The 22,833-nt window shown below is 43.1% G+C and carries 20 protein-coding genes, 1 riboswitch and 1 other annotated feature; of the genes, 15 read left to right on the plus strand and 5 right to left on the minus strand.

Features of this window, described 5'->3' with window-relative positions; all coding sequences use genetic code 11:
* Window positions 1–34: 34 nt before the first annotated feature.
* The gene (gene serA, locus D469_RS0104575; RefSeq protein WP_018922192.1) at window positions 35–1,660 is read right to left on the minus strand and encodes a phosphoglycerate dehydrogenase; all 1,626 of its coding nucleotides are present in this window, start codon (window positions 1,658–1,660) and stop codon (window positions 35–37) included.
* A 96-nt stretch (window positions 1,661–1,756) separates the two neighbouring features.
* Window positions 1,757–1,982: a binding site (T-box leader), on the minus strand.
* A gap of 111 nt (window positions 1,983–2,093) precedes the next feature.
* On the opposite strand from serA, the gene D469_RS0104580 reads away from it, so the two are divergent.
* Window positions 2,094–3,170 carry a M14 family metallopeptidase gene (locus D469_RS0104580; protein WP_018922193.1) on the plus strand — a complete coding sequence of 359 codons (1,077 nt, stop codon included), beginning with the start codon at window positions 2,094–2,096 and terminating at the stop codon, window positions 3,168–3,170.
* A 271-nt stretch (window positions 3,171–3,441) separates the two neighbouring features.
* Here D469_RS0104580 and D469_RS0104585 read toward each other — a convergent pair whose 3' ends face one another.
* Both D469_RS0104585 and D469_RS0104590 read right to left on the minus strand, forming a co-directional pair.
* Window positions 3,442–3,930, minus strand: a complete 489-nt coding sequence (locus D469_RS0104585; protein ID WP_018922194.1) for an inorganic diphosphatase — start codon at window positions 3,928–3,930, stop codon at window positions 3,442–3,444.
* Between the two features lie 234 nt (window positions 3,931–4,164).
* On the minus strand, window positions 4,165–4,413 hold the full coding sequence (locus D469_RS0104590) for a ferredoxin (protein WP_018922195.1): 249 nt from the start codon (window positions 4,411–4,413) through the stop codon (window positions 4,165–4,167).
* A 214-nt stretch (window positions 4,414–4,627) separates the two neighbouring features.
* Between D469_RS0104590 and D469_RS0104595 the strand changes: the two genes are divergently transcribed.
* Genes D469_RS0104595 through D469_RS0104605 form a run of 3 tightly spaced genes read left to right on the plus strand, consistent with a single transcriptional unit; the run spans window position 4,628 to window position 7,439 of the window.
* Complete coding sequence (locus D469_RS0104595; protein WP_018922196.1) at window positions 4,628–5,692, plus strand: YpbB family protein; 1,065 nt, start codon at window positions 4,628–4,630, stop codon at window positions 5,690–5,692.
* Window positions 5,689–7,182, plus strand: a complete 1,494-nt coding sequence (locus tag D469_RS19630; protein ID WP_018922197.1) for a RecQ family ATP-dependent DNA helicase — start codon at window positions 5,689–5,691, stop codon at window positions 7,180–7,182. Before D469_RS0104595 ends, D469_RS19630 begins: the two co-directional genes overlap by 4 nt.
* Before the next feature lie 23 nt (window positions 7,183–7,205).
* Window positions 7,206–7,439: a hypothetical protein gene (locus D469_RS0104605; RefSeq protein WP_018922198.1), complete on the plus strand. Its 234-nt coding sequence runs from the start codon at window positions 7,206–7,208 to the stop codon at window positions 7,437–7,439.
* Between the two features lie 12 nt (window positions 7,440–7,451).
* Here the strand turns inward: D469_RS0104605 and D469_RS0104610 are convergent, their stop codons facing one another.
* Complete coding sequence (locus tag D469_RS0104610; protein ID WP_018922199.1) at window positions 7,452–7,688, minus strand: hypothetical protein; 237 nt, start codon at window positions 7,686–7,688, stop codon at window positions 7,452–7,454.
* Window positions 7,689–7,761: 73 nt separating this feature from the next.
* Window positions 7,762–7,983, minus strand: coding sequence for a hypothetical protein (locus tag D469_RS0104615; protein ID WP_018922200.1), 222 nt, complete (start codon window positions 7,981–7,983; stop codon window positions 7,762–7,764).
* 122 nt (window positions 7,984–8,105) lie between these two features.
* Here D469_RS0104615 and D469_RS0104620 point away from each other — a divergent pair, with 122 nt between their 5' ends.
* The 11 genes from D469_RS0104620 to metH all read left to right on the plus strand — a co-directional run bounded on the left by D469_RS0104620 (window position 8,106) and on the right by metH (window position 22,617).
* Window positions 8,106–8,834 carry an SIR2 family NAD-dependent protein deacylase gene (locus D469_RS0104620; protein WP_018922201.1) on the plus strand — a complete coding sequence of 243 codons (729 nt, stop codon included), beginning with the start codon at window positions 8,106–8,108 and terminating at the stop codon, window positions 8,832–8,834.
* Between the two features lie 158 nt (window positions 8,835–8,992).
* A complete protein-coding gene (locus D469_RS19635) occupies window positions 8,993–9,625 on the plus strand; it encodes a metallophosphoesterase (RefSeq protein ID WP_169577109.1) in 633 nt (210 codons plus the stop codon).
* 476 nt (window positions 9,626–10,101) lie between these two features.
* Complete coding sequence (locus D469_RS0104635; RefSeq protein ID WP_018922204.1) at window positions 10,102–10,680, plus strand: adaptor protein MecA; 579 nt, start codon at window positions 10,102–10,104, stop codon at window positions 10,678–10,680.
* A 293-nt stretch (window positions 10,681–10,973) separates the two neighbouring features.
* Window positions 10,974–12,251, plus strand: coding sequence for a Glu/Leu/Phe/Val family dehydrogenase (locus D469_RS0104640; RefSeq protein ID WP_018922205.1), 1,278 nt, complete (start codon window positions 10,974–10,976; stop codon window positions 12,249–12,251).
* Window positions 12,252–12,329: 78 nt separating this feature from the next.
* Entirely contained in the window at window positions 12,330–13,331 is a 1,002-nt protein-coding gene (locus tag D469_RS0104645; protein WP_018922206.1) for a YpdA family putative bacillithiol disulfide reductase, read from the plus strand.
* 461 nt (window positions 13,332–13,792) lie between these two features.
* Window positions 13,793–14,767 carry an asparaginase gene (locus D469_RS0104650; protein WP_018922207.1) on the plus strand — a complete coding sequence of 325 codons (975 nt, stop codon included), beginning with the start codon at window positions 13,793–13,795 and terminating at the stop codon, window positions 14,765–14,767.
* An 85-nt stretch (window positions 14,768–14,852) separates the two neighbouring features.
* A complete protein-coding gene (gene prsW, locus D469_RS0104655) occupies window positions 14,853–15,518 on the plus strand; it encodes a glutamic-type intramembrane protease PrsW (protein WP_018922208.1) in 666 nt (221 codons plus the stop codon).
* A gap of 4 nt (window positions 15,519–15,522) precedes the next feature.
* Window positions 15,523–15,687 carry a hypothetical protein gene (locus tag D469_RS22290; protein ID WP_018922209.1) on the plus strand — a complete coding sequence of 55 codons (165 nt, stop codon included), beginning with the start codon at window positions 15,523–15,525 and terminating at the stop codon, window positions 15,685–15,687.
* A 76-nt stretch (window positions 15,688–15,763) separates the two neighbouring features.
* Window positions 15,764–15,874: riboswitch (SAM riboswitch) on the plus strand.
* Between the two features lie 289 nt (window positions 15,875–16,163).
* On the plus strand, window positions 16,164–17,279 hold the full coding sequence (locus tag D469_RS0104665) for a methionine biosynthesis PLP-dependent protein (protein WP_018922210.1): 1,116 nt from the start codon (window positions 16,164–16,166) through the stop codon (window positions 17,277–17,279).
* Between the two features lie 35 nt (window positions 17,280–17,314).
* Complete coding sequence (locus D469_RS0104670; RefSeq protein ID WP_018922211.1) at window positions 17,315–19,171, plus strand: bifunctional homocysteine S-methyltransferase/methylenetetrahydrofolate reductase; 1,857 nt, start codon at window positions 17,315–17,317, stop codon at window positions 19,169–19,171.
* Window positions 19,168–22,617 carry a methionine synthase gene (gene metH / locus D469_RS0104675; RefSeq protein ID WP_018922212.1) on the plus strand — a complete coding sequence of 1,150 codons (3,450 nt, stop codon included), beginning with the start codon at window positions 19,168–19,170 and terminating at the stop codon, window positions 22,615–22,617. The genes D469_RS0104670 and metH overlap by 4 nt, the downstream gene beginning before the upstream one ends.
* The last annotated feature ends 216 nt before the right edge of the window (window positions 22,618–22,833 follow it).

The raw sequence follows: 22,833 nt of genomic DNA on the forward strand, positions 1-22,833 counted from the left end.
AAGACTACCCGTTCGGATAGCCTTTGGTGCTCGTTTATACTTCAATTTTATCGGCAATTGTAATTTCCTCAATCGAGGTTAGATCATCAACCACTTCACGACTTGGTTCACGGTCTATTGCTAACATCATAATCGCGTCACCGCCTTCTTGCTGGCGCCCGACCTGCATGGTGGCAATATTAACTTGATGTTCACCGAGAAGCTGCCCCATTTTTCCGATTACACCTGGTTTGTCCGTGTGCTGAATGTAAATCAGGTGTCCAGTAGGGAAAAAGTCAACGTGAAAATCATTGATTCGCACGATGCGGGGCCCATATTCTTTTACGTAGGTGCCATGCAGGGTAAAGGAGCGGTCTTCTCCTTTTACAGTGGCTTGAATCAGGTTCGCATAACCAAGTGTATCCGGGGCATGCTTTTCTCCAAATGTGATGCCTCGTTCTTTAGCAATTAACGAAGCGTTGACATCGTTTACCGGCGCATCAACCCGCGGGGTCAAGAATCCAGCAATCAGGCTTCTAGTCATAATGGATGTTTCTAGTTCAGTAACATCGCCACTGTAAAAGACTTCAATGTCTTGCACAGCTGACTTCATGCATTGTGATAAAATGTTCCCCATTTTTTTAGATAATTCATAAAAAGGGCGGATTTCATTAAATAGTTCTTTGGACATCGTTGGTAAATTAATCGAATTTAACGCTGGCAGTCCATTTAAGAAATTAATGACTTCTTCAGAAACTTGTACGGCTACGTTCATTTGAGCTTCTTTTGTTGAGGCTGCGATATGTGGGGTTGCAATCACCCGATTAGAAGCGAGTAAATCATAGTTTGTAACGGGTTCTTCAACAAACACATCAAGTGCAGCACCAGCGACATGGCCGCTGTCCAAATAATGCTTTAAAGCAGCTTCATCGATGATTCCACCTCGTGCACAATTTAATAAAAAGACGCCCGGTTTAGTTTTTCCGATATTATCCATTCCGAGCAAACCTTCCGTATCTTTAGTCAGTGGGGTATGCACGGTAATAATATCAGATTGGCTGAGGACTTCATCGAGCTCTGCTGTCGTAACGCCCAATTTATCAGCGCGGTGCTTAGTTAAATACGGATCGTATACGAGCAAATCCATTTCGAATGCTTTTGCCCGTTTGGAAATCTCGCCGCCAATGCGGCCAAAGCCGACAATTCCAAGTGTTTTTCCGCGAAGTTCTCGTCCTTGAAATGCTTTCCGGTTCCATTCATGGGCTTTTACTGACGTGTTTGCCTGTGGAATATTGCGGCTTAATGAAATCATCATCGCAAAGGTGTGCTCAGCGGTAGAAATGGTATTTCCATCAGGTGCATTTACCACTACAATGCCTCGTTTTGTAGCTGCATCAATATCAATATTATCAACGCCCACCCCGGCACGAGCAATGATTTTAAGCTGTGGCATTTTATCCATTATTTCTGCTGTGACAGTGGTGCCGCTTCTGACAAGCAAAGCATCGAATGCTTCCAAGTTCGGGGCATTTTCTACATATTCCGTAGTAACTTTCACATGTTCTTCGTCAATTAATGGTTGAAGCCCTTCTTCGCTCATTGGATCTGATACTAAGACGTGATGTAATGTTTGATTTTTGAATTCTGTTCCCTCTGTAATAGGTGCCTCTGTTTGTATCATGTTCTTCACACTCCTTTATATAATTAGGATTCTCCTCTAGCTGCTTTCTAATGAAAGCGTTTTAAAAAGACGTTCACCCCCCACGAGTCAACACTCGTGAGGGGCGAACGTCTTATCCGCGGTACCACCCTCATTCCAGCCTTTCACTGGCACTTGGACGAAATGTCCCTGGGATAACGGACCAACCGGGTTACCTTACTGATGTTCTATGTTCAGGTGACCAGCTCAGAAGCGCTAAGACTAATTGTATTTATTGCTGGATCGCACCTACCTCCAGCTCTCTGGGAAATAAACACAAGCCCCTCTTCCTCAATGCTGCAGTCATTCTATTTTATGAGTTGTGTGATAATTTAACACAGTAAAGAAGAAGTGTCAATTCTATCTGTCAAGATTGTTCTGATTTTTCATAAGTTTGTGTGGAGGGGGGATAAAAGTGAAAGTGATTCGTGTTCAAGCTGGAGATACGATCGCTAAAATTGCTGCGCGTGAACAAGTACGAAAGACAACGCTTGTACATGTAAATGAGCGTTTAGCGAACACAGAGACTTACTTAGTCCCAGGAGAAGAATTAAAAATACCAGCTGAGAGTGGAGGAGCTCCTGGCCATCCGTGTGAGACAGAATTTGGCTGGCAAGAACTTGAGCAATTTAAACATGAATGGCGCAACAACGGCGAGGACTGGAAACAAATCGGAAGTTCTTGTCTTGGCAGACCTCTTTATTCATTTGGTTGGGGGAAAGGAAAGGGGAAAGTTTTGTTTAGCGGGGGCTGGCATGGAAATGAGTGGCTGACCAGCTGGTTTCTTGTTCACTTTTTAAAAACATTACAGAAGAAAACACAACAAAAAGAGACTTGGTATGGCTACCATCTTAGCAAATTGGAGAAGAATTTGTTTACAGTCTGGGTTCCTCTAGTGAATCCAGATGGGGTAGAACTGGTTCAGGAAGGTGCTGTGGAAGCGACACCTTTAAAACAGAAAGCCTTGCAAATAAACGATGGTTTAGCTTGTTTCCGTCATTGGTCAGCTAATATTCGCGGGGTGGACTTAAACCACCAATGGCCTGCCGGTTGGGAGAAGGAAGCCAGCACAAGCCCCCAGAGACCTTGGCCCCGCCATTACGGAGGAGCGCAGCCGCTCACTGAACCCGAGGCAATTGCTGTATATGAGCTTGTTAAAAGCCTTGATTTTCAAAGTGTCTACGCTTTTCATTCGCAAGGTCAGGAGATATTTTGGGGATATGATAAACAAGAGCCGCCAAAAAGCGCAGACTATGCAAAACGGTTAGCACAGGCCAGTTCATACCAGCCAATACGAAATGCTGGAAGCGGAGCAGGATTTAAAGATTGGTTTATTAATGCATATAAAAAACCCGGGTTTACGATTGAAGTCGGAAAAGGGATAAATCCGCTTCCCTTTGAAGCTTCTTCTGAAATTTGGCGGAATAATGTTCCACTAGTACTTGAAGCCTTAGCTATTGCGGCGGAAGAAGCAGAAGCAAACGCTAAGTAATAAGAAAAGAGCTGTCTTAAAAGAAGTTTCTAAAGCATTGAAAAATGAAGCAGGTGCACAGGTACGCTTTCCGCTTGGTCAGTGAAGAGGACGGAGTGTGGTGTCACAGATCATTAGTGCGGCGTCGCGCAACTCCCCCGCCTGTATTTGTGTTATGGCAGCCGCGCCAACGGAAGCACCCAGTTTTCTTATGATAACTAGAAAAGAGCTGCCCTTTTGGGACAGCCCTTTTCATTCACAGTCACGATATAACTTTTTAAAGGTTTTCTTATTAGCCTTGGGTCTTGTAGCGTTCAATACATTCGTCTACAAGTTGAGCAGCAGCTTCTGCATCTTCCCAGCCACCGATCTCAGTCTTTTTGTTTTCAAGGTCTTTGTATGTTTTAAAGAAATGAGCAATTTCATCTAATTTGTGCTGTGGTACATCTTTAAGTGAGGTGATTTGCTCAAAACGTGGGTCTTCCACTGGTACAGCGATTAGCTTTTGATCTTCTTCACCATCATCAATCATGTTCAAATATCCAATTACGCGGGACTCAATCATGCAACCTGGGAAGGTTGGGTTTGTAACAAGTACTAAAATATCTAATGGATCGTCATCCAAAGCCAAAGTATCTTCTAAATACCCATATTCCGCTGGATAAAACATCGAAGAGAAAAGGACTCGGTCTAATTTAAATACACCTTTATCCTTGTCAAATTCATATTTGTTCTGGCTCCCTGTTGGAATTTCAATTAGTGCTTCTACAACTTTACTCATATGTATTCCTCCTAAAATGTTTGTTTTGGTATTATGATTCTTAAAAAAGGTGAGAACTACGAAGATTTGTTCCATGAAAAGCTTGTACTCATTTACTGCTAACTTATAAAGTTGATTCATTACAGCGATAAGTGGATGTGCAGGTATGCCTTAACCCGCATAAGCGGTTGGGCTCCCAATCAGACAGTTCGATGATAAAAAGACCCAACCTGGGTGGATGGGCCTCACTTTTCCTTACTCAAATTTCAATGCGTCGCCGTCAAATGGTTCATCAGCGATTTTAATGGAATCAGTAGGGCACCCCTCAAAAGCATCTTCCATATCTTCAAGTAAGACGTCAGGAACTTCTACGGTACCTTTATTATCATCGAGGATAACTTCCGCAAGCCCTTCATCATCATAATCATAAATATCAGGTGCAGCAGCACCACATGCCCCACACGCGATGCATGTATCTTTGTCAACAATGGTGTACTTAGCCATTTGAACAACCTCCTGAGATTAGGGTAAACATATTCCTTATAAAAAAACGAGCACTATACTGTTGCTCAAGTGTAAGTTCGGACATAAGGAATCAACTTTATATTTCATATTGTATGCCCTCATGTTAAACTTTTCAACAGTTAAGAGCGTAGAATTCCCTGCTTTTTTGATAAAAATGTTATCAGAGAAACCTTTAAATAAGGGGGATATACACTTGGAAAAGTTCCGGCAGGTGTTATTTGTGCACCTTTTATCCAAGCTGCATCAGGATCGAACAGCCCGTTCAGCTTATCATTTACTAAAAGGAAAACGCTCTGCTCAAACCATTCAGGATGCCCGCTTGTATCAGATGTTAGAATATTTTGGAGCTGTTCCTGCCTGGAGTGACGAAGTCTTTGAACGGGATATTTTTGAATTAGAAGCGAAAAATTATATTGAAAAAGGACGGGAAGAGGGCTTTTATACGGTCACCCCTGCTGGAAACAGAGCTGTTCAGGCTGGTTTTAATATGTTTCCCTTTTCGCGCAGTTTTCATGGCTTTCATTTTAAAGACGATGCCCCCATATTTTGGGAACGGCTGCAGTTAGCGGTGCAGACCGTCTCCTTTATAACTGCAGGGAATACTTCATTTGTGCCGATTAGTTCCAAATTTGAAGTGCAACAACAGATAAGGAAATGGTATTACAGGTATGATGATAAGCTGCAATTAAGCAGATCGCTCCTCCAAGAGCTTTATACAGGGTTGGCGGAGTTATCAGATAAAGAAGCCTGTCTCCTTACTTCCCAGCTTACAGGCAGAGATGGTGTTGGGTTGACAATCCGCCAATTGAGCCGCCAGCAAGATGAAGAATACATACGGACTCTCTTTTGGGGCGTTGTCCATCATTTGACTGCAACTGTGAAATCTTCGCCCGAGCAATTCCCCGTTCTGCATGCCCTCTCCTATGATTTAACAGAAAGGAGCACGTTAACCTACACTGCGCAAAAAACCCTTCTGTTACTCGAACAAGGTTATTCCTTTTCTGACATTGTCCAATTTCGTAAGTTAAAGCCGAGTACAATTGAAGACCACTTTGTAGAAATAGCGGGGGCAGTAGAAGGGTTTAGATTTAATGAGCTAGTGAGTGAACAGGTTAAGCAAAAAGTTGTGCAAGTCTCTAAACAGGAGAATACGAAACGGCTTAAACTAATTAAAATGTCTTTAGATGCGGAACAGATAGAGGCCACTTATTTTGAGATTCGCTTAGCGCTCGCTCTAGGAGGGAAAGAGGAGTTATGACACTCGAAGAGAAATTATATAATTGGTTCGGCTACTCTTCTTTTCGCCCAGGCCAAAAAGAGATTATTGAGGAAATCGAAAAAGGAAAAGATGTATTTGCCATGCTGGCGACAGGTGGGGGGAAATCGATTCTTTATCAGCTGCCTGCTTTTACTCATGCATCTGGTTTAACACTTGTTGTATCTCCGTTAATTTCGTTGATGGAGAATCAAGTCCAAGAATTGAAAGCGAACGGATTAAAACGTGTGACTTCTATTACTAGTACACTTACTTTTTCTGAAAAACAAGAACGAATGGCCCGCCTTCAGGAATGGCGCCTGCTTTATGTATCACCAGAGATGTTAAATGCGCCTACTTTCCTAGAGCGTTTAAAAGCGCAACCGATCCATTTACTTGTGGTGGATGAAGCTCATTGTGTTTCGCAATGGGGGCATGATTTTCGCCCGGATTATCTTGATATTGGCGAGAAACGTTTGCAGCTTGGTTCTCCACCTTGTCTTGCGTTAACTGCAACTGCCACGCCTACTGTCCGGGAAGATATTTTGAAGCATTTACATATGGACAGCAAAAGGACTTCTTTATTCTGTCATTCGATGAATCGACCGAATATCGGCCTGTTTGTTGAGCATGTGCAAGGGGAAGAAGACAAAAAAAGTCGCTTACTTGATATTCACTCGCATTTTCGCGGCCCGATGATGATTTATACAATGAGCCGCATGGTAGCTGAAGAACTCGCTGTTTGGTTAGAGGAGCAAACGACTGTGCGGGTTGCTGCTTATCACGGGGGGATGGAGGCACAGGAACGATTAATGATTCAGCAGCAATTTATTAATGGCTCCCTCGACGTGATTTGTTGTACGAGTGCTTTTGGGATGGGCATTAATAAACCTGATGTACGATGTATCATTCACTATCATATTCCTGCCGATTTAGAATCCTTTGTCCAGGAAATAGGACGGGCGGGAAGAGATGGGGAGCGCGCGGCCTCGATTGTATTAAAAGCTCCGTATGATGAAGATAGACCGGAAGGAATGATTTATCATACCTATCCTCCTGTGGAAACAATTAAACATTTACTTATGATGTATGTAGAGGATAACCAAACAGCTGAGCAATTATTGGCTGCCTGGGATGAAGAAGAGGAACTGTATGGGAGGCAAATTGTATACGCCTTAAAACGAATGGGATGGTTTGATTCTGATGATCAGTTATATACCGCTAACATTGAGCGAATGGCCGCCCATCTTAGTAAGTGGGTTGAAGAGCGGATAGCTAATCGCTTACAAAAGCTTGCAGTCATGAAAAAATGGTTGTATGCAACTACGTGCAGGAGAGAAATGTTGGTAAAGGAATTTAATGAAACGGCAGGACAAAACAGCGAGTGTTGTGATGTGTGCGGAGCTGAGTGGCCTGAAGTGGCTGTGAAAAAAGACTTGAAAGTGTCTGAAAAAGGTTGGCGGGACCGATTGCAACAGTTGCTCGGTGAATAGTTTGAAACGAGTGGGGGGAGAAAATGACACGTAATGATCAGGCAGAGAAGTTAAGAGAACAAGTGAAAACAAACAGAAAGATAAGAGAAGAGGTGAACTTGCCTCCTCGTAGTCAGGTACACAAAAAAAAGAAAAACCAAAAAAAGAGCAAACGTCGTTATTTTTTTCAGTTTCAATTCATTCATGTCCTGTTTATAGTCTTTGTTATTGGAGTATTTCTGACGTTAATATATTTAATTTGGGGATGGCCGCTTTAAAAAAAACGTCTCTTACAGCACTTTATCGTGCCTAAGAGACGGAGAGTAACCAAAAAATAGATATTTGGGTCGGTTAAAGCAGGTGCCTGATATAGTGACATGTACTTTTGAAAATGATTTAATACGCCCAAATGCAAGGGTCCGTTTTTTAACCGGGCAGTAAACTTCAACTGGTAAGCCAAGACGAATGTTCTCCATTAAATCTTCGTCAAATGCGAGGGACTTTGTTTTCATTTTGTTTAATTTCATTCGCTCCCCTCCGACCGCACAGAATCTTCTAATTCTTATTATACGGGTTGTTGTTAGAAAATTCAATAAAAGGTCATAGCTTCGGTGAAGTCACTGTGGTTAACGATGCACGTACATCTGTTTCGTCTTCCTCGAGTGGGGAGGCCAGCATAAGCCCAATCAAACAAAATATTACTCCAGCTCCCATACTGATGAATGGAATAAGTAAACTTTTTTTGCGATACAGCTGTATCAAAATAAAAATAAACCCAGCCGTAAAAAAAAGGGAGCCAATTAAGAAAACTGTAAGGTCCATAGTACCGCTCCTTCAAAATAGTAAAATAACATGGTGTGAATATTATATAAAATTTCGTTAAACAAAGCATGTGATGCTGAAAACTGACACAAGTTTGTAAACAGATCAGAAAGGAGATATGTATGAACGCAAATGCAAGGCAAGTAGCAACGTATTTACAGAAAAGCAAGTGTACAGTGATTCTCACAGGGGCAGGCATGTCTACTGAAAGTGGTATACCTGATTTTAGGTCGGAAAATGGGTTGTGGCATGGGAGAGACCCGATGACCATAGCTACGCCAGAAGCATTAGAAACCGATTACGAGACATTTTTCAATTTTTATTTAGCTCGTCTAGAAGCCTTAGACGAAGCTAGTCCTCATAAAGGACATCAGATATTAGCGAAGTGGGAAGAAAACGGCTTTACCCACCACGTAGCTACTCAGAACGTTGATGGCTTCCATAGGCAAGCTGGACAGCAGCACATATCTGAATTGCATGGGTCTATCCAAGCCATTCGCTGTCACGATTGCAATATGAAAGCAAGCGACGAAAAATTTCGCAGTAAAGGAGCTTGCAGTGCTTGTGGAGGAAGGCTGCGTCCGGACATCGTACTCTTTGGGGAAATGCTGCCCCAACAGGAATGGGAACGAAGCATAGAAATGATATCTGAAGCTGAGCTCGTGCTGGTAATTGGTACCAGTCTGCAAGTTGCCCCAGTCAGCCAACTGCCTAATCTTACGCCAGGCCAAAAAGTGTGGATTAATCAAGAGGCTCCGGAAAGGGAGGAGTGGTTTGACCTTACGATTCAAGGCAAGGCCGGCGAAATATTAACAGAAATCGATCAAATGTTGTCTCAACCAGAATCGTAGCAGAAAGGAACTGAACGATGTATCTAGGGCTGTTTATCCTCTTCCTTTGCACTCTATCACTTTTTACAATTATTGCTCGGCATACGTGCACAACTCGCATACAACGCACTACCATAAAACGACCGGATTTAATAGATCAGGTGGAACAGCTGCAGCTTTTGTTTATCTCAGATCTTCATGGGAAGCGCCTCTCACCCAGGTTTCTTCAGCGTATAGACGAGAACCTGGATGCCGTAGTTGTGGGCGGAGATTTAACGGAGGCCGGCTTAAAAGAAGAACAAGTCGTAAAAAATTTAGAACGGCTATCAACGTTAGCACCTCTCTATTTTGTATGGGGAAACCACGACGAATATTGGGGAAAAGAAGCGCTTGCTCGTTTATTGACTCATATGGGCGTCCGAGTTTTAGAAAATCAACCTGCGTATATACCAAGTAATACAGGTGCAGTTCAACTCCTGGGTCTCTCGCTAAGAGAAAGTGAAGAAGACCCAGCGTTAATCAGCCGTGCCCAACAATCGTTTACTATTATAGCGGCGCATGATCCGGAACGCCTCGAACCATTTTTACAACAAAAAACCCCTGGACTTTATTTGAGCGGCCACACCCATGGTGGACAAATTCGTTTGTTTGGCTGGGGCCCGCGACCCAAAGGAAAGTGGGAAGTTATAGCGGGTTCTCCTTTTCTAATCAGCAATGGTTACGGCACTACCAAACTGCCGTTTCGTTTCGGGGCACCTTCAGAATGTCATGTAATAACGATTTGCGCCTGTGAAGATGAACGCAGGCGGTGAATAGTTCACTGCTTCATGGATTTATACTTATGCAAACTGGTGAATTGTAAAGGCAGTATGTAGAAGAAGACAAGCTATATCAGGCTGCTTGTAGATAACACGTGTTGTTCTGAAAAAAAAAGAGAGGCACGCGTATTTTTTGCAGAGGAACGGTTAACTGAGCTATCATTAGAGACAACCTACCATAATCAAGTACTAAACCGGCCCAGCAAGCACTTTGTTAAATTTGCTAAGTAACAATGGGGAAAGAATACAGATTCTAAGAAGACAGTACTACTTGATGCCGTTGCTCCCTTGAAAAAAAGGGAATTGCTAATGCAGGCAGGAGGAGGAAAAAATGCGGTGAAATGGGCACACTTGATAAATGAGCGACTTAATGAATTTGTTAACGAAAGGATAGCCTCCTTGCACGGTTTCAAAAAGACTGAATACGCTATATCATATAGAGCGAGTGAGGTTCCCGAAGGAGGGTGACGATGCGACTCGAAAGAATTGCCACAAATAAAGTGAAGGTGTTTTTAACCTTTGATGATTTAAAAGAACGCGGTTTAACGAAAGAGGATTTGTGGCGAGACCGCCCCCGCGTGCATCAGTTGTTTCGTGATATGGTAATGGAAGCAGAAGGGCTTGGGTTTCAAGCTGACCGTTCCTTATCTGTAGAAGTTTTTGCTCTTCCGGCCCAAGGCATGGTCGTTCACATATCGAAAGCAGCGGCCATCGAAGATGAAGCCGATTATATTGAAATGGATATCACTGTTGATGAACGGCATGAATTGTTTTATCAATTTACAGACTTAGAACCCGTGCTTCAGCTTGCTGATATGTTATATCAGTTAGGAGTCAGGGGAGGCCAGCTGCTATCAATGGACGCTTATTATTATTTATATTTCCCTCACCGCTATGAGCTCCCACTTTCATTCGACCGTTTTATTGCCATTGCTTCTGAATATGGGGAAGCGTGCCCGTTTTCACCGGTCGCTGTAGACGAGCACGGAAAACAGTTAATCAAAGAAGGCGCTGTTAAAACTCTTCATGAAACATTTCATCGTAAATAGCAAGTCCCCGCTCATTTGAACGGGGACTTTTCTTCGCCGGTTAAAACGGTCTGCTTTTTATGAAGAAGAGCCTGACGTTTAAGATGATTGGCAGAGCCATGTAATGATTTAAAGCCATGTGAAGCACAGGGGGACGTTTGGCACATGTGGAAAAATAGCAGGTTTTTCTTTATACTTAAGAGAGTATAAAAATGGATAAACGCGTAAAAACATGGTTTTTCCTATCTGCTTAAAGCATGCGAAGATACACATATAAGAAAATAGTAGGCCCATCTTTAATTGAGGTGAGTAAAATGGCAAATCAGGAACAGGAATCAGAAAAGCACGCAGCAGAAAATATGGACGTTCTTGCATCTACCCAAACAATCGTTAAAGATGCCTTAGATAAATTAGGTTATCCAAATGAAGTTTATGCTCTTATGAAAGAACCTATGCGTTTACTAACGGTTCGAATTCCGATCCGCATGGATGATGATTCTGTTAAAGTGTTTACTGGTTATCGGGCGCAGCATAATGATGCTGTTGGCCCGACAAAGGGCGGTGTGCGTTTTCACCCTAATGTTACGGAAAATGAAGTAAAAGCTCTCTCGATTTGGATGACATTGAAAGCAGGAATTGTGGACTTGCCCTATGGTGGAGGAAAAGGTGGAATCGTCTGCGACCCAAGACAAATGTCATTTCGGGAATTGGAAAGGCTGAGCCGTGGTTATGTACGAGCTATAAGCCAACTAGTAGGGCCTACAAAAGATATTCCAGCTCCTGATGTGTTCACCAACTCGCAAATTATGGCATGGATGGTCGATGAATACAGTCGCATTCGAGAATTTGATTCACCGGGTTTTATAACTGGAAAACCTATAGTGCTAGGTGGTTCACATGGAAGAGAATCTGCTACAGCTAAAGGGGTAACGATCTGCATTCGTGAAGCGGCAAAGAAAAAAGAATTAAACATTGAAGGAGCTGGCGTAATCATTCAAGGCTTTGGCAATGCTGGAAGTTATCTAGCTAAATTCTTGCATGATGCAGGGGCAAAAATTGTCGGGATAGCTGATGCGTATGGCGGCCTCTATGATGCAGATGGGCTTGATATTGATTATTTGCTGGATAGAAGGGATAGCTTTGGCACCGTCACTAATCTTTTTAAAGATAAACTTACGAACACGGAAATTTTAGAGAAAGATTGCGACATTCTTGTGCCTGCAGCTATTGAAAATCAAATTACAGAAGAAAATGCTGAGCGGATTAAAGCGCAAATTGTGGTGGAAGCGGCAAACGGGCCGACCACGTTGCGGGCAACAAAAATCTTATCAAAACGCGGCATTTTATTAGTTCCTGATGTACTAGCTAGTGCTGGTGGGGTAACTGTTTCATACTTTGAGTGGGTGCAAAATAACCAAGGCTTTTATTGGTCAGAAGAAGAAGTAGGGAAAAAGCTTGAAGGTGTAATGGTTCACGCTTTTGACAACATTTACCGCCTTGCCTCCGGGCGCAAGATTGACATGCGCTTGGCTGCATATATGATAGGGGTGCGAAAAACGGCGGAAGCTTCACGGTTTAGAGGATGGCTTTAACCTAGAAGTGCTGCCTTGTCTTTATATAGAAACGTTCATAGATTAGCATCAAGTTAAATAAAGAAAGGGGACTCCCTCTTGCAGGAAGAAGAAGTGATCATTATCGGAGCTGGCCCTTGTGGACTTTCGGCTGCGATTGAATGTCAAAACCTTGGAATGAATCCACTTTTAATCGAAAAAGAAAATATCGTATCTTCAATTTCTCATTATCCGACACATCAACGGTTTTTTAGCTCTAGTGACCGTCTGGAGATCGGAGGCATCCCTTTTCCTAGTGTGGAACGAAAACCAAAACGCGCAGAAGCCCTTGCTTATTACCGGGAAGTTTCCCAACGTAAACATTTGCGCATTAATGCTTATGAAAAGGTAACAAAGGTGATAAGAACTGAACAAGGGGAATTTGAGCTTTTCACAGCCGATCCGCACAATAATATAGCTGCTTATTCATGCAGCTATTTAATTTTGGCTACTGGTTATTACAATCATCCCAATAAACTTCATGTAGAGGGAGAAGAACTTCCCCATGTGTTTCATTACTTCAAAGAAGCTCATCCGTATTTTCAAAAAAATGTAGTCGTGATCGGCGGGAAAAACTCTGCAGTAGATGCCACGTTAGAATTAGAGAAAGCAGGAGCAAATGTAACTGTCCTTTATCGGGGAGAGGATATCTCTGACGACGTGAAGCCGTGGATACTGCCAGAATTCAGGTCCCTGGAACGTAAAAAGAATATACAAGTGCGATATGATGCAGAGGTAACAGCAATTAATGAGCATTATGTATATTTTCAAAGTGGAGAGGCACACGAAAAAGTACAGGCAGATTTCGTTTTTGCGATGACAGGATATCACCCTGATCATGCGATGCTGCAACGTATTGGTGTTCAAGTTGATGAGAAGACAGGTCGCCCGTATGTAGAAGATACGACGATGGAAACAAACATTACGAACATCTATATTGCTGGCGTGCTCGCAGCTGGAAATAATGCGAACGAAATTTTCATCGAAAATGGCCGTCACCACGGAGAACGAATTGCTGCTTCTATTAAACAAAAAGCACTGTTATCACACCGTGATGAGTGAAGGAGAAAGAGCGCCTAATAAGCAGCCAAATGCCCCTGCTTTCGCACAAAATAAGATACGGCGGTATGAATTGTAGTGAAGTATAAATAGATATGTACGTGAATCAATTTCATAATGGCGTTTTATGAGCAATAAAACGAATGATATCTATTTATTTTTTGATTTACTATACGGCATTTCAAAAATGACTGAAACGTAAGGCGGCGACTCCCAGAGGATAACGCGCAGTCTGAAGATCCACTTTTTCTAGGGTTGTACCATCGAAAAAGGTAGCTGAAGACAAGCCCTTGGGAAAGCGTACGTCTGAAGTGAAGATCACATTCATTAGTCGGATTTAAACATCTTATTTTGAATGATGAAATCCAATCACGTTGACAGAAAGCAACCTGCAGCGACAATAGTAAGGTGTAACCGAAATAAGCAATAACAAGCAAGAACCATAGAAGTCAGGAGGGGTGTCTGTGGAAAAGGTGGTATTAATTACTACAGGCGGTACTATTGCTTCAAAACCAACAGGGGAAACAGAACGACTGACCTCTGGTGCCATTCGTGGTGAAGAGCTTTTAGAGATACTTAAATTAAAGGACAATGAAGTTGAGCTCGAAATCATAGAATTATTTCAAAAAGCAAGTATGCATGTTAGTCTCGAGGACCTGTTTGCTTTAAAAAATAAAATTGAAGAAGTGTTACTTCGTAAAGATGTAAGTGGTGTGGTCATTACCCATGGCACTGATTCTCTGGAAGAAACAGCTTATTTCCTGAATTTAACGATTCTAGACAGCCGGCCTGTTATCGTTACTGGTTCGCAGCGTGCCCCAAAAGATATTGGCTCAGATGCATACGCAAATTTAAAACATTCCATTAGACTGGCGGTTGACCCTTCCTCTACGGACCTTGGCACAGTTATTGTTTTTAATGAACGAATCTACCATTCAAAGTATGTTAAAAAAGTGCATGCTTCCAATGTACAAGGCTTTGATTCTTTTGGGTATGGATACTTAGGCATCATAGACAATAATGTACCGTACATTTTTCAAAAACCGATTAGAGAAGATATTTATCATATCCAAGCTGGTCGTATACCCAAAGTAGAAATTGTCAAATCATACCTCGGGGCATCAAATGTTCTCCTTCAAAATGCTGCTACTCTGGGATTGGATGGGCTGGTTATTGAAGGTTCTGGACGTGGGCAGGTGGCGATTGGCATGGCACAAGCCATTAAAGAATTACTTAAAGAGGGTTTCCCCATTGTACTTACCACGAATGCGGAAGAAGGCCAGGTGCACCCAACCTATGAATATGAAGGCAGTGCCTATGATTTGCTCAGCCATGGAGCTATTTTAGGTCGTGATTATGATTCGAAAAAAGCCCGGATGAAATTGATTGTCTTCTTGGCTTCTAAATCGAACAGAAAGCTGCAGCAATTATTTGATTAAGGTGAAATTGCGTTACAAAAACCATTTTCATTTTCAATTATGAGGGAAAGTGTTACTATATCAGTAATGATGAGAGGGAAGGCAGATGAATGTTGTTGCCCTTCTAACAGCAGGACTCGCTCCTGGCCTTGCGCTGCTTACTTATTTTTATTTAAAAAATGAGTACGGAACTGTTATTATTCGACAAGTGATTCAATTATTTATCATTGGGGCACTGCTCGTATTTCCAGTTATGGTGCTGCAATTTGCCTTAACTTCTGAAGGAGCTGTTACTTCCCCATTAGCGGAAGCTTTTATCAGTGTAGCTTTTTTAGAAGAATTGACACAATGGTTCGTGCTATATGTATTTGCTTTTCGGTACGGTTCCTTATCCTCAAGGTACGATGCAATTGTTTTTGGTGTTTCCTTATCTTTGGGTTTCGCCTCAGCAGAAAACTTACTATACTTGGCGGCAGAAGGCATTGACCTGGCATTTGGACGAGCGCTCCTGCCTGTGAGCAGCCATGCATTATTTGGGGTTTTAATGGGATATTATTTAGGGCGAGCTGCATTTACGACCAACAAAAACGTTTATAAGTGGTTAGCTATCTCATTTGTAGTGCCCTTTCTGTTGCATGGTACGTATGACAGTATACTAATGAGCAACCATGAAGGTTTACTAGCAGTTTTGCTACCTTTTATGATTTTATTATGGTCTTTTGCCTTATACTATGTTAAAAAGGCGAATGAAAGCACGGACAAAAAGGAGTGATAGCATGACGACAGATATTCGCTATCGCGTAGTAATCCGCTGCCCAAAGTGCGGAGAAAAGTACATTTTACGTGGCCGGATGAAAGAAAACGGAGAATATGAAACAGGATTTAAACGATGTGTATGCGGAAATGAAACCGACCTGAAAGTAGAAGCAACACCTGAATAAATAGTTATTCCGTTAAAAAGGTTGCAAATTTCGCGCATTTGCGTTACGTTTTATGAACACAATTTCATATGAGATGTACTTATCCAGAGAGGTGGAGGGATTGGCCCGGCGAAACCTCAGCAACCAGCCCAATTGTGGTCAGGTGCTAAGTCCAGTGAAGGGTAGTGAACCTTTTGCAAGATAAGTCGAAGACGAAATTACAACTATTCCCTTCTTCTTATCACAAGAGGAAGGTTTTTTCTTTACCATTTACATGACGCTAGAGAAGAAACCTGACACATTTGCTATAAAAGATCAATGTTGGCTGTGCTGCCTAGTTCCAAAAGCTGTGACTGTCATGCAAGCAGTAGTCTGAGTTTGCATTCTCTTATAAAAAGTCAGAATTCTGCGGCGGCGCCATGGCTCTCATAGTCAGTCAAAGCTCCCACTTACAAGATGATTGCAAAAGTAAATTGAATTAAAGGCAGGGATAGAAAATGGCTCCAAACATAAAAACAAAACTAGCTCAAATTGGAAATCGCAGTGAAACACGTACTGGTACAGTGAATACTCCAATTTATATGTCTACAGCTTTTCGGCATGAAGGGATCGGGCAATCAACAGGCTATGATTATTCGCGGACAGGAAACCCTACGCGTGAAGTGTTAGAGCAAGCTATTGCCAATTTAGAAGGCGGTGATGAAGGGTTTGCCCTTAGTTCAGGGATGGCAGCTGTACAGACGGTACTAGCGTTATTTAAAGTTGGAGATGAAATTCTTTCTTCAGAAGATTTGTATGGCGGTACGTACCGGCTGTTCGAAGAAGGCTGGCGCAACTGGGGAGTGACGTTTCAATACGGTGACCCTCGCGACCTGAATGCTTTTGCAGCCAAAATTACAGATAAAACTAAAGCATTATTTATTGAAACGCCTACGAATCCATTGATGCAAGAAGCCGATATTACGCAATTAGCAGCTCTAGCTAAAGAGCGAGGCTTATTATTAATTGTGGATAACACATTCTATACCCCTGTGATTCAACAGCCACTTGATTTAGGAGCAGACATTGTGATTCATAGCGGCTCGAAGTATTTGGGGGGGCATAATGATGTAATTGCCGGATTAATAGTTGCAAAGGGAGCGGGTGTGTGCGAACAGCTGCGCGCTTTTCACAACGGCATGGGCGCTATTTTATCTCCGTTGGACTCCTGGTTGTTAATGAGAGGGATGAAAACGCTCGGTCTCCGTATGGACCAACATGAAAAGAATGCAGCCCGGGTGGCTCAGTTTCTTAATGAACATGAAGCCATTACAGAGGTGTTATATCCTGGCAGAGGCGGGATGCTTTCATTCCGTGTAGCAAATGAAGAGTTGGTGGAGCCTTTGCTGCAGGAACTGAAGTTAATCACTTTTGCCGAAAGTTTAGGTGGGGTCGAAAGTTTAATGACCTATCCTGCTACGCAAACCCATGCAGATGTGCCAGAAGACGTGCGTCTGGCCGTGGGAGTTTGCAACCGGCTACTTAGAATGTCCGTTGGGATTGAAGAAAGTGAAGATATCATTTGCGATTTGCAGGAAGCATTACAAGCAGCTGATTCTAGGAGCAGAGCGTAAATAGCGAGGTATATTGAAGGAAGGACGGAGCGATATTGAAGCTAAATGAAGCATTAAAAAAACAGGTTCTTGTCGGTGATGGAGCGATGGGAACGCTTCTCCATGAGAGAGGATATAACGGTTGTTTTGAAGCATTAAATGAAACGGAACCTGAAGCGATCAAGCAGATACACCAAGATTATATTGATGCAGGTTCTGATGTAATCCAATCCAATACGTATGCTGCCAATCGCTTGAAATTGGCTAAGTATGAATTACAACATGAAGTTTGGAATTTAAATGTGTTAGGGGTTGAGCTGGCAAAAGCCCAAGCTGGCAGCCGTAAATACGTACTTGCTACGCTTGGGGGGATTAGAGGGGTCTCAAGCAGTGCAGAATCACTTGAAGAGATTAAAGAAGCGATAGATGAACAAAGTGATGCTCTGTTGCAAGCAGAGCCAGATGGCTTGCTTCTAGAAACCTACTATGACCTGGAAGAAGCGGTGCAGACCGTGCAACAGCTCCGGCAAAAGACAGACATCCCACTTATCGCTCAATTATCGTTAGGGGATATTGGCGTCTTAAAGGGTGGCAAGACGCTTGAAAACGGATTGAAAGCCTTAAAAGAAGCTGGTGCTGACATTGTTGGGGTGAATTGCCGTATGGGTCCTTATCATATGCTGCGTTCTTTTGAAACGTTGCCATTAATGGAAAACGTCCCTTATTCAGCCTTTCCGAATGCCTCTTTGCCTGATTATGAGGATGGCCGGTTTATATATCAATCGAATCCAGATTATTTTTATGAACGCGCTCAAGACTTGTACGAACAAGGAGTAAACCTAATTGGAGGCTGCTGCGGTACACGTCCCGAGCACATTAAGGCGATTGCAGAGGCGGTTCGGCATAAAGTGCCTGTTACCTCTAAGCAAGTCGTGCCTGTTGAAGTTGAATCCTTACTTCCAACCAATACGTTAGAACGTCCTTCGTTGCCGGAACGGGTGAAAGAGGCTCGCACTGTAATTGTGGAATTAGATCCGCCGAAAAAACCAACCTCTGTGCAAAAATTCATTGAAGGTGCCGCCGCTTTGCACGAGGCAGGAGCAGATGCTGTGACGATGGCCGATAATTCTCTTGCCACGCCGCGCATCGACAATCTTGCGATGGGAAGTATGATCCAAGCTCAGACAGACGCGCGTCCGCTTCTTCATATAGCCTGCAGAGACCGTAATACAATCGGATTGCAATCACATTTACTCGGTCTGCATGCGTTGGGCATGCATGATATTTTAGCTGTAACAGGAGACCCTACAAAAGTAGGGGATTTCCCTGGGGCGACCTCTGTTTATGATTACGCCTCCTTTGATCTGATTGCGATGATTAAAGAAATGAATGAGGGCCGATCTTTCTCTGGTAAATCATTAGGAGAAAAAACGAACTTCACAGTCGCTGGCGCTTTTAACCCTAATGTACGCTCTGTCGAACGTGCCGTTGCTCGTCTGGATAAAAAGATAGACGCTGGAGTCGATTATTTTATGTCCCAGCCGATTTACAGTGAAGAAAAGCTAAAAGAAGTCTATGAAGCGACCAAACATTTGCCAGTACCAATTTTCATTGGAATTATGCCACTTGTCACGCCTCGGAATGCGGAGTTTCTCCATAACGAAGTTCCTGGCATAAAACTAACAGATGAAATTAGAGAGCGGATGGCAGCGTGCGGCGAAGACCGGCAGAAAGGCGAAGAGGAAGGGCTGAAACTTGCCAAGCAATTAGTGGACGCTGCGCTTGAATACTTTAACGGCATATATTTGATTACGCCGTTTTTACGATATGAAATGACTGCAGAACTGACTCGCTATATTAAATCAAAACAGGAGACCCCTAAGGCAAGCGGAAAGGAGCAACTGTCACCATGATATCCTCACAATTTAAAGATGAACTGAACAAACGCATTTTAGTCCTGGATGGGGCCATGGGAACGATGCTCCAAAATGCTGATTTAACAGCGGAGGATTTTGGCGGCGAAGCCTATGACGGCTGTAATGAATATTTAAATGTGACAGCGCCGCATGTTGTTAGTAAAATCCATCACGATTACTTAGCGGCAGGAGCAGATATTATTGAAACCAACACATTTGGAGCCACTGATATCGTCCTTGCTGATTATGACCTAGAAGCATACGCTTATGAATTGAATGTAGAAGCCGCTAGACTGGCCAAAAAAGAAGTAGATGCTTTTTCAACTCCAGAAAAGCCTCGGTTCGTGGCCGGCGCTATGGGGCCAACTACAAAATCTTTGTCTGTTACAGGTGGCACTACGTTTGAGGAGTTAACCGACTCTTATAAAGAACAAGCGCTTGGGCTGCTTGATGGCGGATCAGATCTTTTATTGTTAGAGACCAGCCAAGATATGAGAAATGTAAAAGCAGCTTACTTAGGTATTGAAGCTGCTTTTAAAGAAAGAGACAAAGTCTACCCTTTAATGATCTCCGGGACGATAGAGCCGATGGGGACCACCCTTGCCGGCCAGTCCATTGAATCGTTTTACGTTTCGCTCGAGCATATGAACCCAACCGTAGTGGGTTTAAATTGCGCTACTGGGCCTGAATTTATGAGAGATCACCTGCGTTCATTATCAGAACTCTCGACAAGCTACGTTCACTGTTATCCAAATGCAGGTTTGCCAGACGAAGAAGGCCATTATCACGAATCTCCAGAGTCATTAGCTACAAAGCTGGAGACTTTTGCAGAAAAAGGCTGGTTAAATGTGGTGGGAGGGTGTTGTGGTACGACCCCTGAACACGTAGAAGTGATGTGCGACATTTCTAGAAGATTCGAACCGCGAGCCATGCCGGAGGAAAGAGGGCACGCTGTGTCCGGTATCGAGGCGCTTTTGTATGAAGAAGACATGCGGCCGCTCTTTGTAGGGGAGCGGACAAATGTTATCGGCTCGAGGAAATTTAAACGCTTGATTACAGAAGGGAAGTATGAAGAAGCTTCTGAGGTTGCCCGGGCTCAAGTGAAAAAAGGAGCTCACGTTATTGACGTATGCTTGGCGGACCCTGACCGCGAAGAAAAAGAAGACATGGTCAATTTTCTCGAATATGTCATTAATAAAGTGAAAGTACCGTTGATGATCGACTCAACCGATGCTGAAGTCATTCGTAAAGCCCTAACTTACTCGCAAGGAAAAGCCATAATTAATTCGATTAACCTTGAAGACGGAGAAGAACGATTTGAAGATTTAATACCGATTATTCGAAGTTACGGGGCGGCAGTTGTAGTTGGAACAATTGACGAAGAGGGAATGGCAGTGACGGCTGAACGAAAGCTTGAAATTGCCAAACGTTCTTATGACCTTTTGGTAAATAAATATGGGCTAAAAGGCAAAGATATTATTTTTGACCCGCTTGTGTTTCCAGTAGGGACGGGAGATGAAGCCTACATTGGTTCAGCAGAAGCGACAGTTGAAGGCATTCGTTTAATTAAAGAAGCACTGCCTGATTGTCCGACGATTCTGGGTGTCTCAAATGTCTCCTTCGGTTTACCACCAGTGGGCCGCGAAGTCTTAAATGCTGCTTATATGTATCATTGTACAAAGGCAGGGCTTGATTATGCGATTGTAAATACGGAAAAATTGGAGCGCTATGCAAGTATTCCAGAGGAAGAAAAAGAATTGGCCCGCGCGCTCCTGTTTGAAACGTCAGAACAAACACTGGCTGATTTTGCGGCCTTTTACCGTGGGAAGAAGGCGGAGAAAAAGCAAGTAGAATCAAATCTGCCACTTGAAGAACGCCTGGCTGAATATATCATTGAAGGAACAAAAGAAGGGTTGGACAAAGATCTTGAGGAAGCGCTGCAGAAATACCCAGAGCCATTAAACATTATTAATGGACCTTTAATGCAGGGAATGGATAAAGTAGGTAAGCTTTTTAACGACAACGAACTCATTGTGGCAGAAGTGCTGCAAAGTGCAGAGGCGATGAAAGCTGCGGTTGCCCATTTAGAACCGTACATGGAGGCAAAAGAAGACGACAGCGGCAAAGGAAAGATCCTGCTTGCTACCGTCAAAGGAGACGTGCACGACATTGGCAAAAATCTGGTTGATATCATTCTTTCAAATAATGGTTTTAAGATCGTTAACTTAGGCATTAAAGTCACTTCAAATGAGTTAATTGAAGCTATTGCGAAAGAAAAACCAGATGCTGTCGGTCTTTCTGGCCTATTGGTTAAATCTGCGCAGCAAATGGTTCTCACTGCTCAAGATTTAAAAAATCAAAGCATTTCCCTGCCAATCCTTGTTGGAGGAGCGGCCCTTACCAGGCGTTTTACAGACGAGAAAATTTCGTCTGAGTATGACGGATTGGTTATGTATGCTAAAGATGCGATGAATGGACTTGAATTAGCTAATCGTCTTTCTGAGCCAGAAGAAAAACAGAAACTCGAGCTTGAAGTAAAAGGCAAACAACAAGCAAGGCGGGACACGCCAACTAGTGGACGAGCACAAGCTACAGCGGTTGCTGAAGCCCCGTCTCGATCTGATGTAAGACGTGATGTTGAAGTCCGCATTCCGCCGGATTTTAAAAAGCATATTTTGCGCGATTATAAACTTTCTCACATTGAACCGTACGTAAATCTGCAAATGCTCTTAGGAAAGCATTTTGGTCTGCAGGGGAACGTTGCCCGGATGCTCGAAGCAGGTGAAGAAAAGGCTGTTCAGCTGAAAGCTCAGCTTGATGATTTATTTAAACAAATCAAAGAAGAGAAGCTACTAGAAGCGCACGGAATGTATCAGTTTTTCCCTGCTCAATCTGACGGGAATGATATTCTTATCTATGCGGATGAAAAGGGAGAAAAAATTCTTGAGCGCTTTTCTTTTCCGCGCCAGCCAAAAGCTCCCTACTTGTGCCTCGCCGATTTCTTAAAATCAAAAGATGAAGGGGTTATGGATTACGTCGGGTTCTTATCGGTAACCGCCGGGCAAGGTGTACGTGCGCTTGCAGAAAAAGCAAAAGACGAAGGGAATTATGTATTTAGTCATTTTCTCCAAGCTTCAGCGCTTGAAGTGGCTGAAGGGTTTGCGGAACGAGTTCACCAAATGATGCGTGATTCTTGGGGTATTCCTGATTCTCCGGATATGACAATGGCCGAACGGTTTTCGGCAAAATACGAAGGAATCCGGGTTTCTTTTGGGTACCCAGCTTGTCCGGATTTAGAAGACCAGGCCAAGCTGTTCCGCCTCTTACAACCTGAAAGGATTGGCGTACAGCTAACCGAAGAATATATGATGGAACCTGAAGCTTCAGTGTCGGCGATGGTATTTGCACACCCAGAAGCGCGGTATTTTAACGTCGGTTCCTAATACAAGCTATCCAATAAATAACCAATCTGCTCTTTGGTAGGCAGCTCACATGCTGAACCAAAGAGCATTTTTTTCTTTATCGGGTTGAGGGGACTGTTGATTTGGCTTTTTGTAACGAAAAAATGTAAGTGCTTACCTTCTTTTTAATGAAAGATGCATATTTTCCTGCTAAGTAAAAAAACTACAGACAGCGGAATTTCACCGCCAAAAGCGAAG

The sequence above is a fragment of the Salsuginibacillus kocurii DSM 18087 genome (assembly GCF_000377705.1).
In the GTDB taxonomy this organism is placed as follows: domain Bacteria; phylum Bacillota; class Bacilli; order Bacillales; family Marinococcaceae; genus Salsuginibacillus; species Salsuginibacillus kocurii.

Excerpts from the sequence above, each read along its gene's own strand:
- serA (WP_018922192.1), bottom strand. The coding sequence starts at position 1,660 with ATGATACAAACAGAGGCACCTATTACAGAGGGAACAGAATTCAAAAAT.
- D469_RS0104585 (WP_018922194.1), bottom strand. The coding sequence starts at position 3,930 with ATGAGTAAAGTTGTAGAAGCACTAATTGAAATTCCAACAGGGAGCCAG.
- D469_RS0104590 (WP_018922195.1), bottom strand. The coding sequence starts at position 4,413 with ATGGCTAAGTACACCATTGTTGACAAAGATACATGCATCGCGTGTGGG.
- D469_RS19630 (WP_018922197.1), top strand. The coding sequence starts at position 5,689 with ATGACACTCGAAGAGAAATTATATAATTGGTTCGGCTACTCTTCTTTT.
- D469_RS0104605 (WP_018922198.1), top strand. The coding sequence starts at position 7,206 with ATGACACGTAATGATCAGGCAGAGAAGTTAAGAGAACAAGTGAAAACA.
- D469_RS0104610 (WP_018922199.1), bottom strand. The coding sequence starts at position 7,688 with ATGAAATTAAACAAAATGAAAACAAAGTCCCTCGCATTTGACGAAGAT.
- D469_RS0104615 (WP_018922200.1), bottom strand. The coding sequence starts at position 7,983 with ATGGACCTTACAGTTTTCTTAATTGGCTCCCTTTTTTTTACGGCTGGG.
- D469_RS0104620 (WP_018922201.1), top strand. The coding sequence starts at position 8,106 with ATGAACGCAAATGCAAGGCAAGTAGCAACGTATTTACAGAAAAGCAAG.
- D469_RS0104635 (WP_018922204.1), top strand. The coding sequence starts at position 10,102 with ATGCGACTCGAAAGAATTGCCACAAATAAAGTGAAGGTGTTTTTAACC.
- D469_RS0104640 (WP_018922205.1), top strand. The coding sequence starts at position 10,974 with ATGGCAAATCAGGAACAGGAATCAGAAAAGCACGCAGCAGAAAATATG.
- prsW (WP_018922208.1), top strand. The coding sequence starts at position 14,853 with ATGAATGTTGTTGCCCTTCTAACAGCAGGACTCGCTCCTGGCCTTGCG.
- D469_RS22290 (WP_018922209.1), top strand. The coding sequence starts at position 15,523 with ATGACGACAGATATTCGCTATCGCGTAGTAATCCGCTGCCCAAAGTGC.
- D469_RS0104665 (WP_018922210.1), top strand. The coding sequence starts at position 16,164 with ATGGCTCCAAACATAAAAACAAAACTAGCTCAAATTGGAAATCGCAGT.
- metH (WP_018922212.1), top strand. The coding sequence starts at position 19,168 with ATGATATCCTCACAATTTAAAGATGAACTGAACAAACGCATTTTAGTC.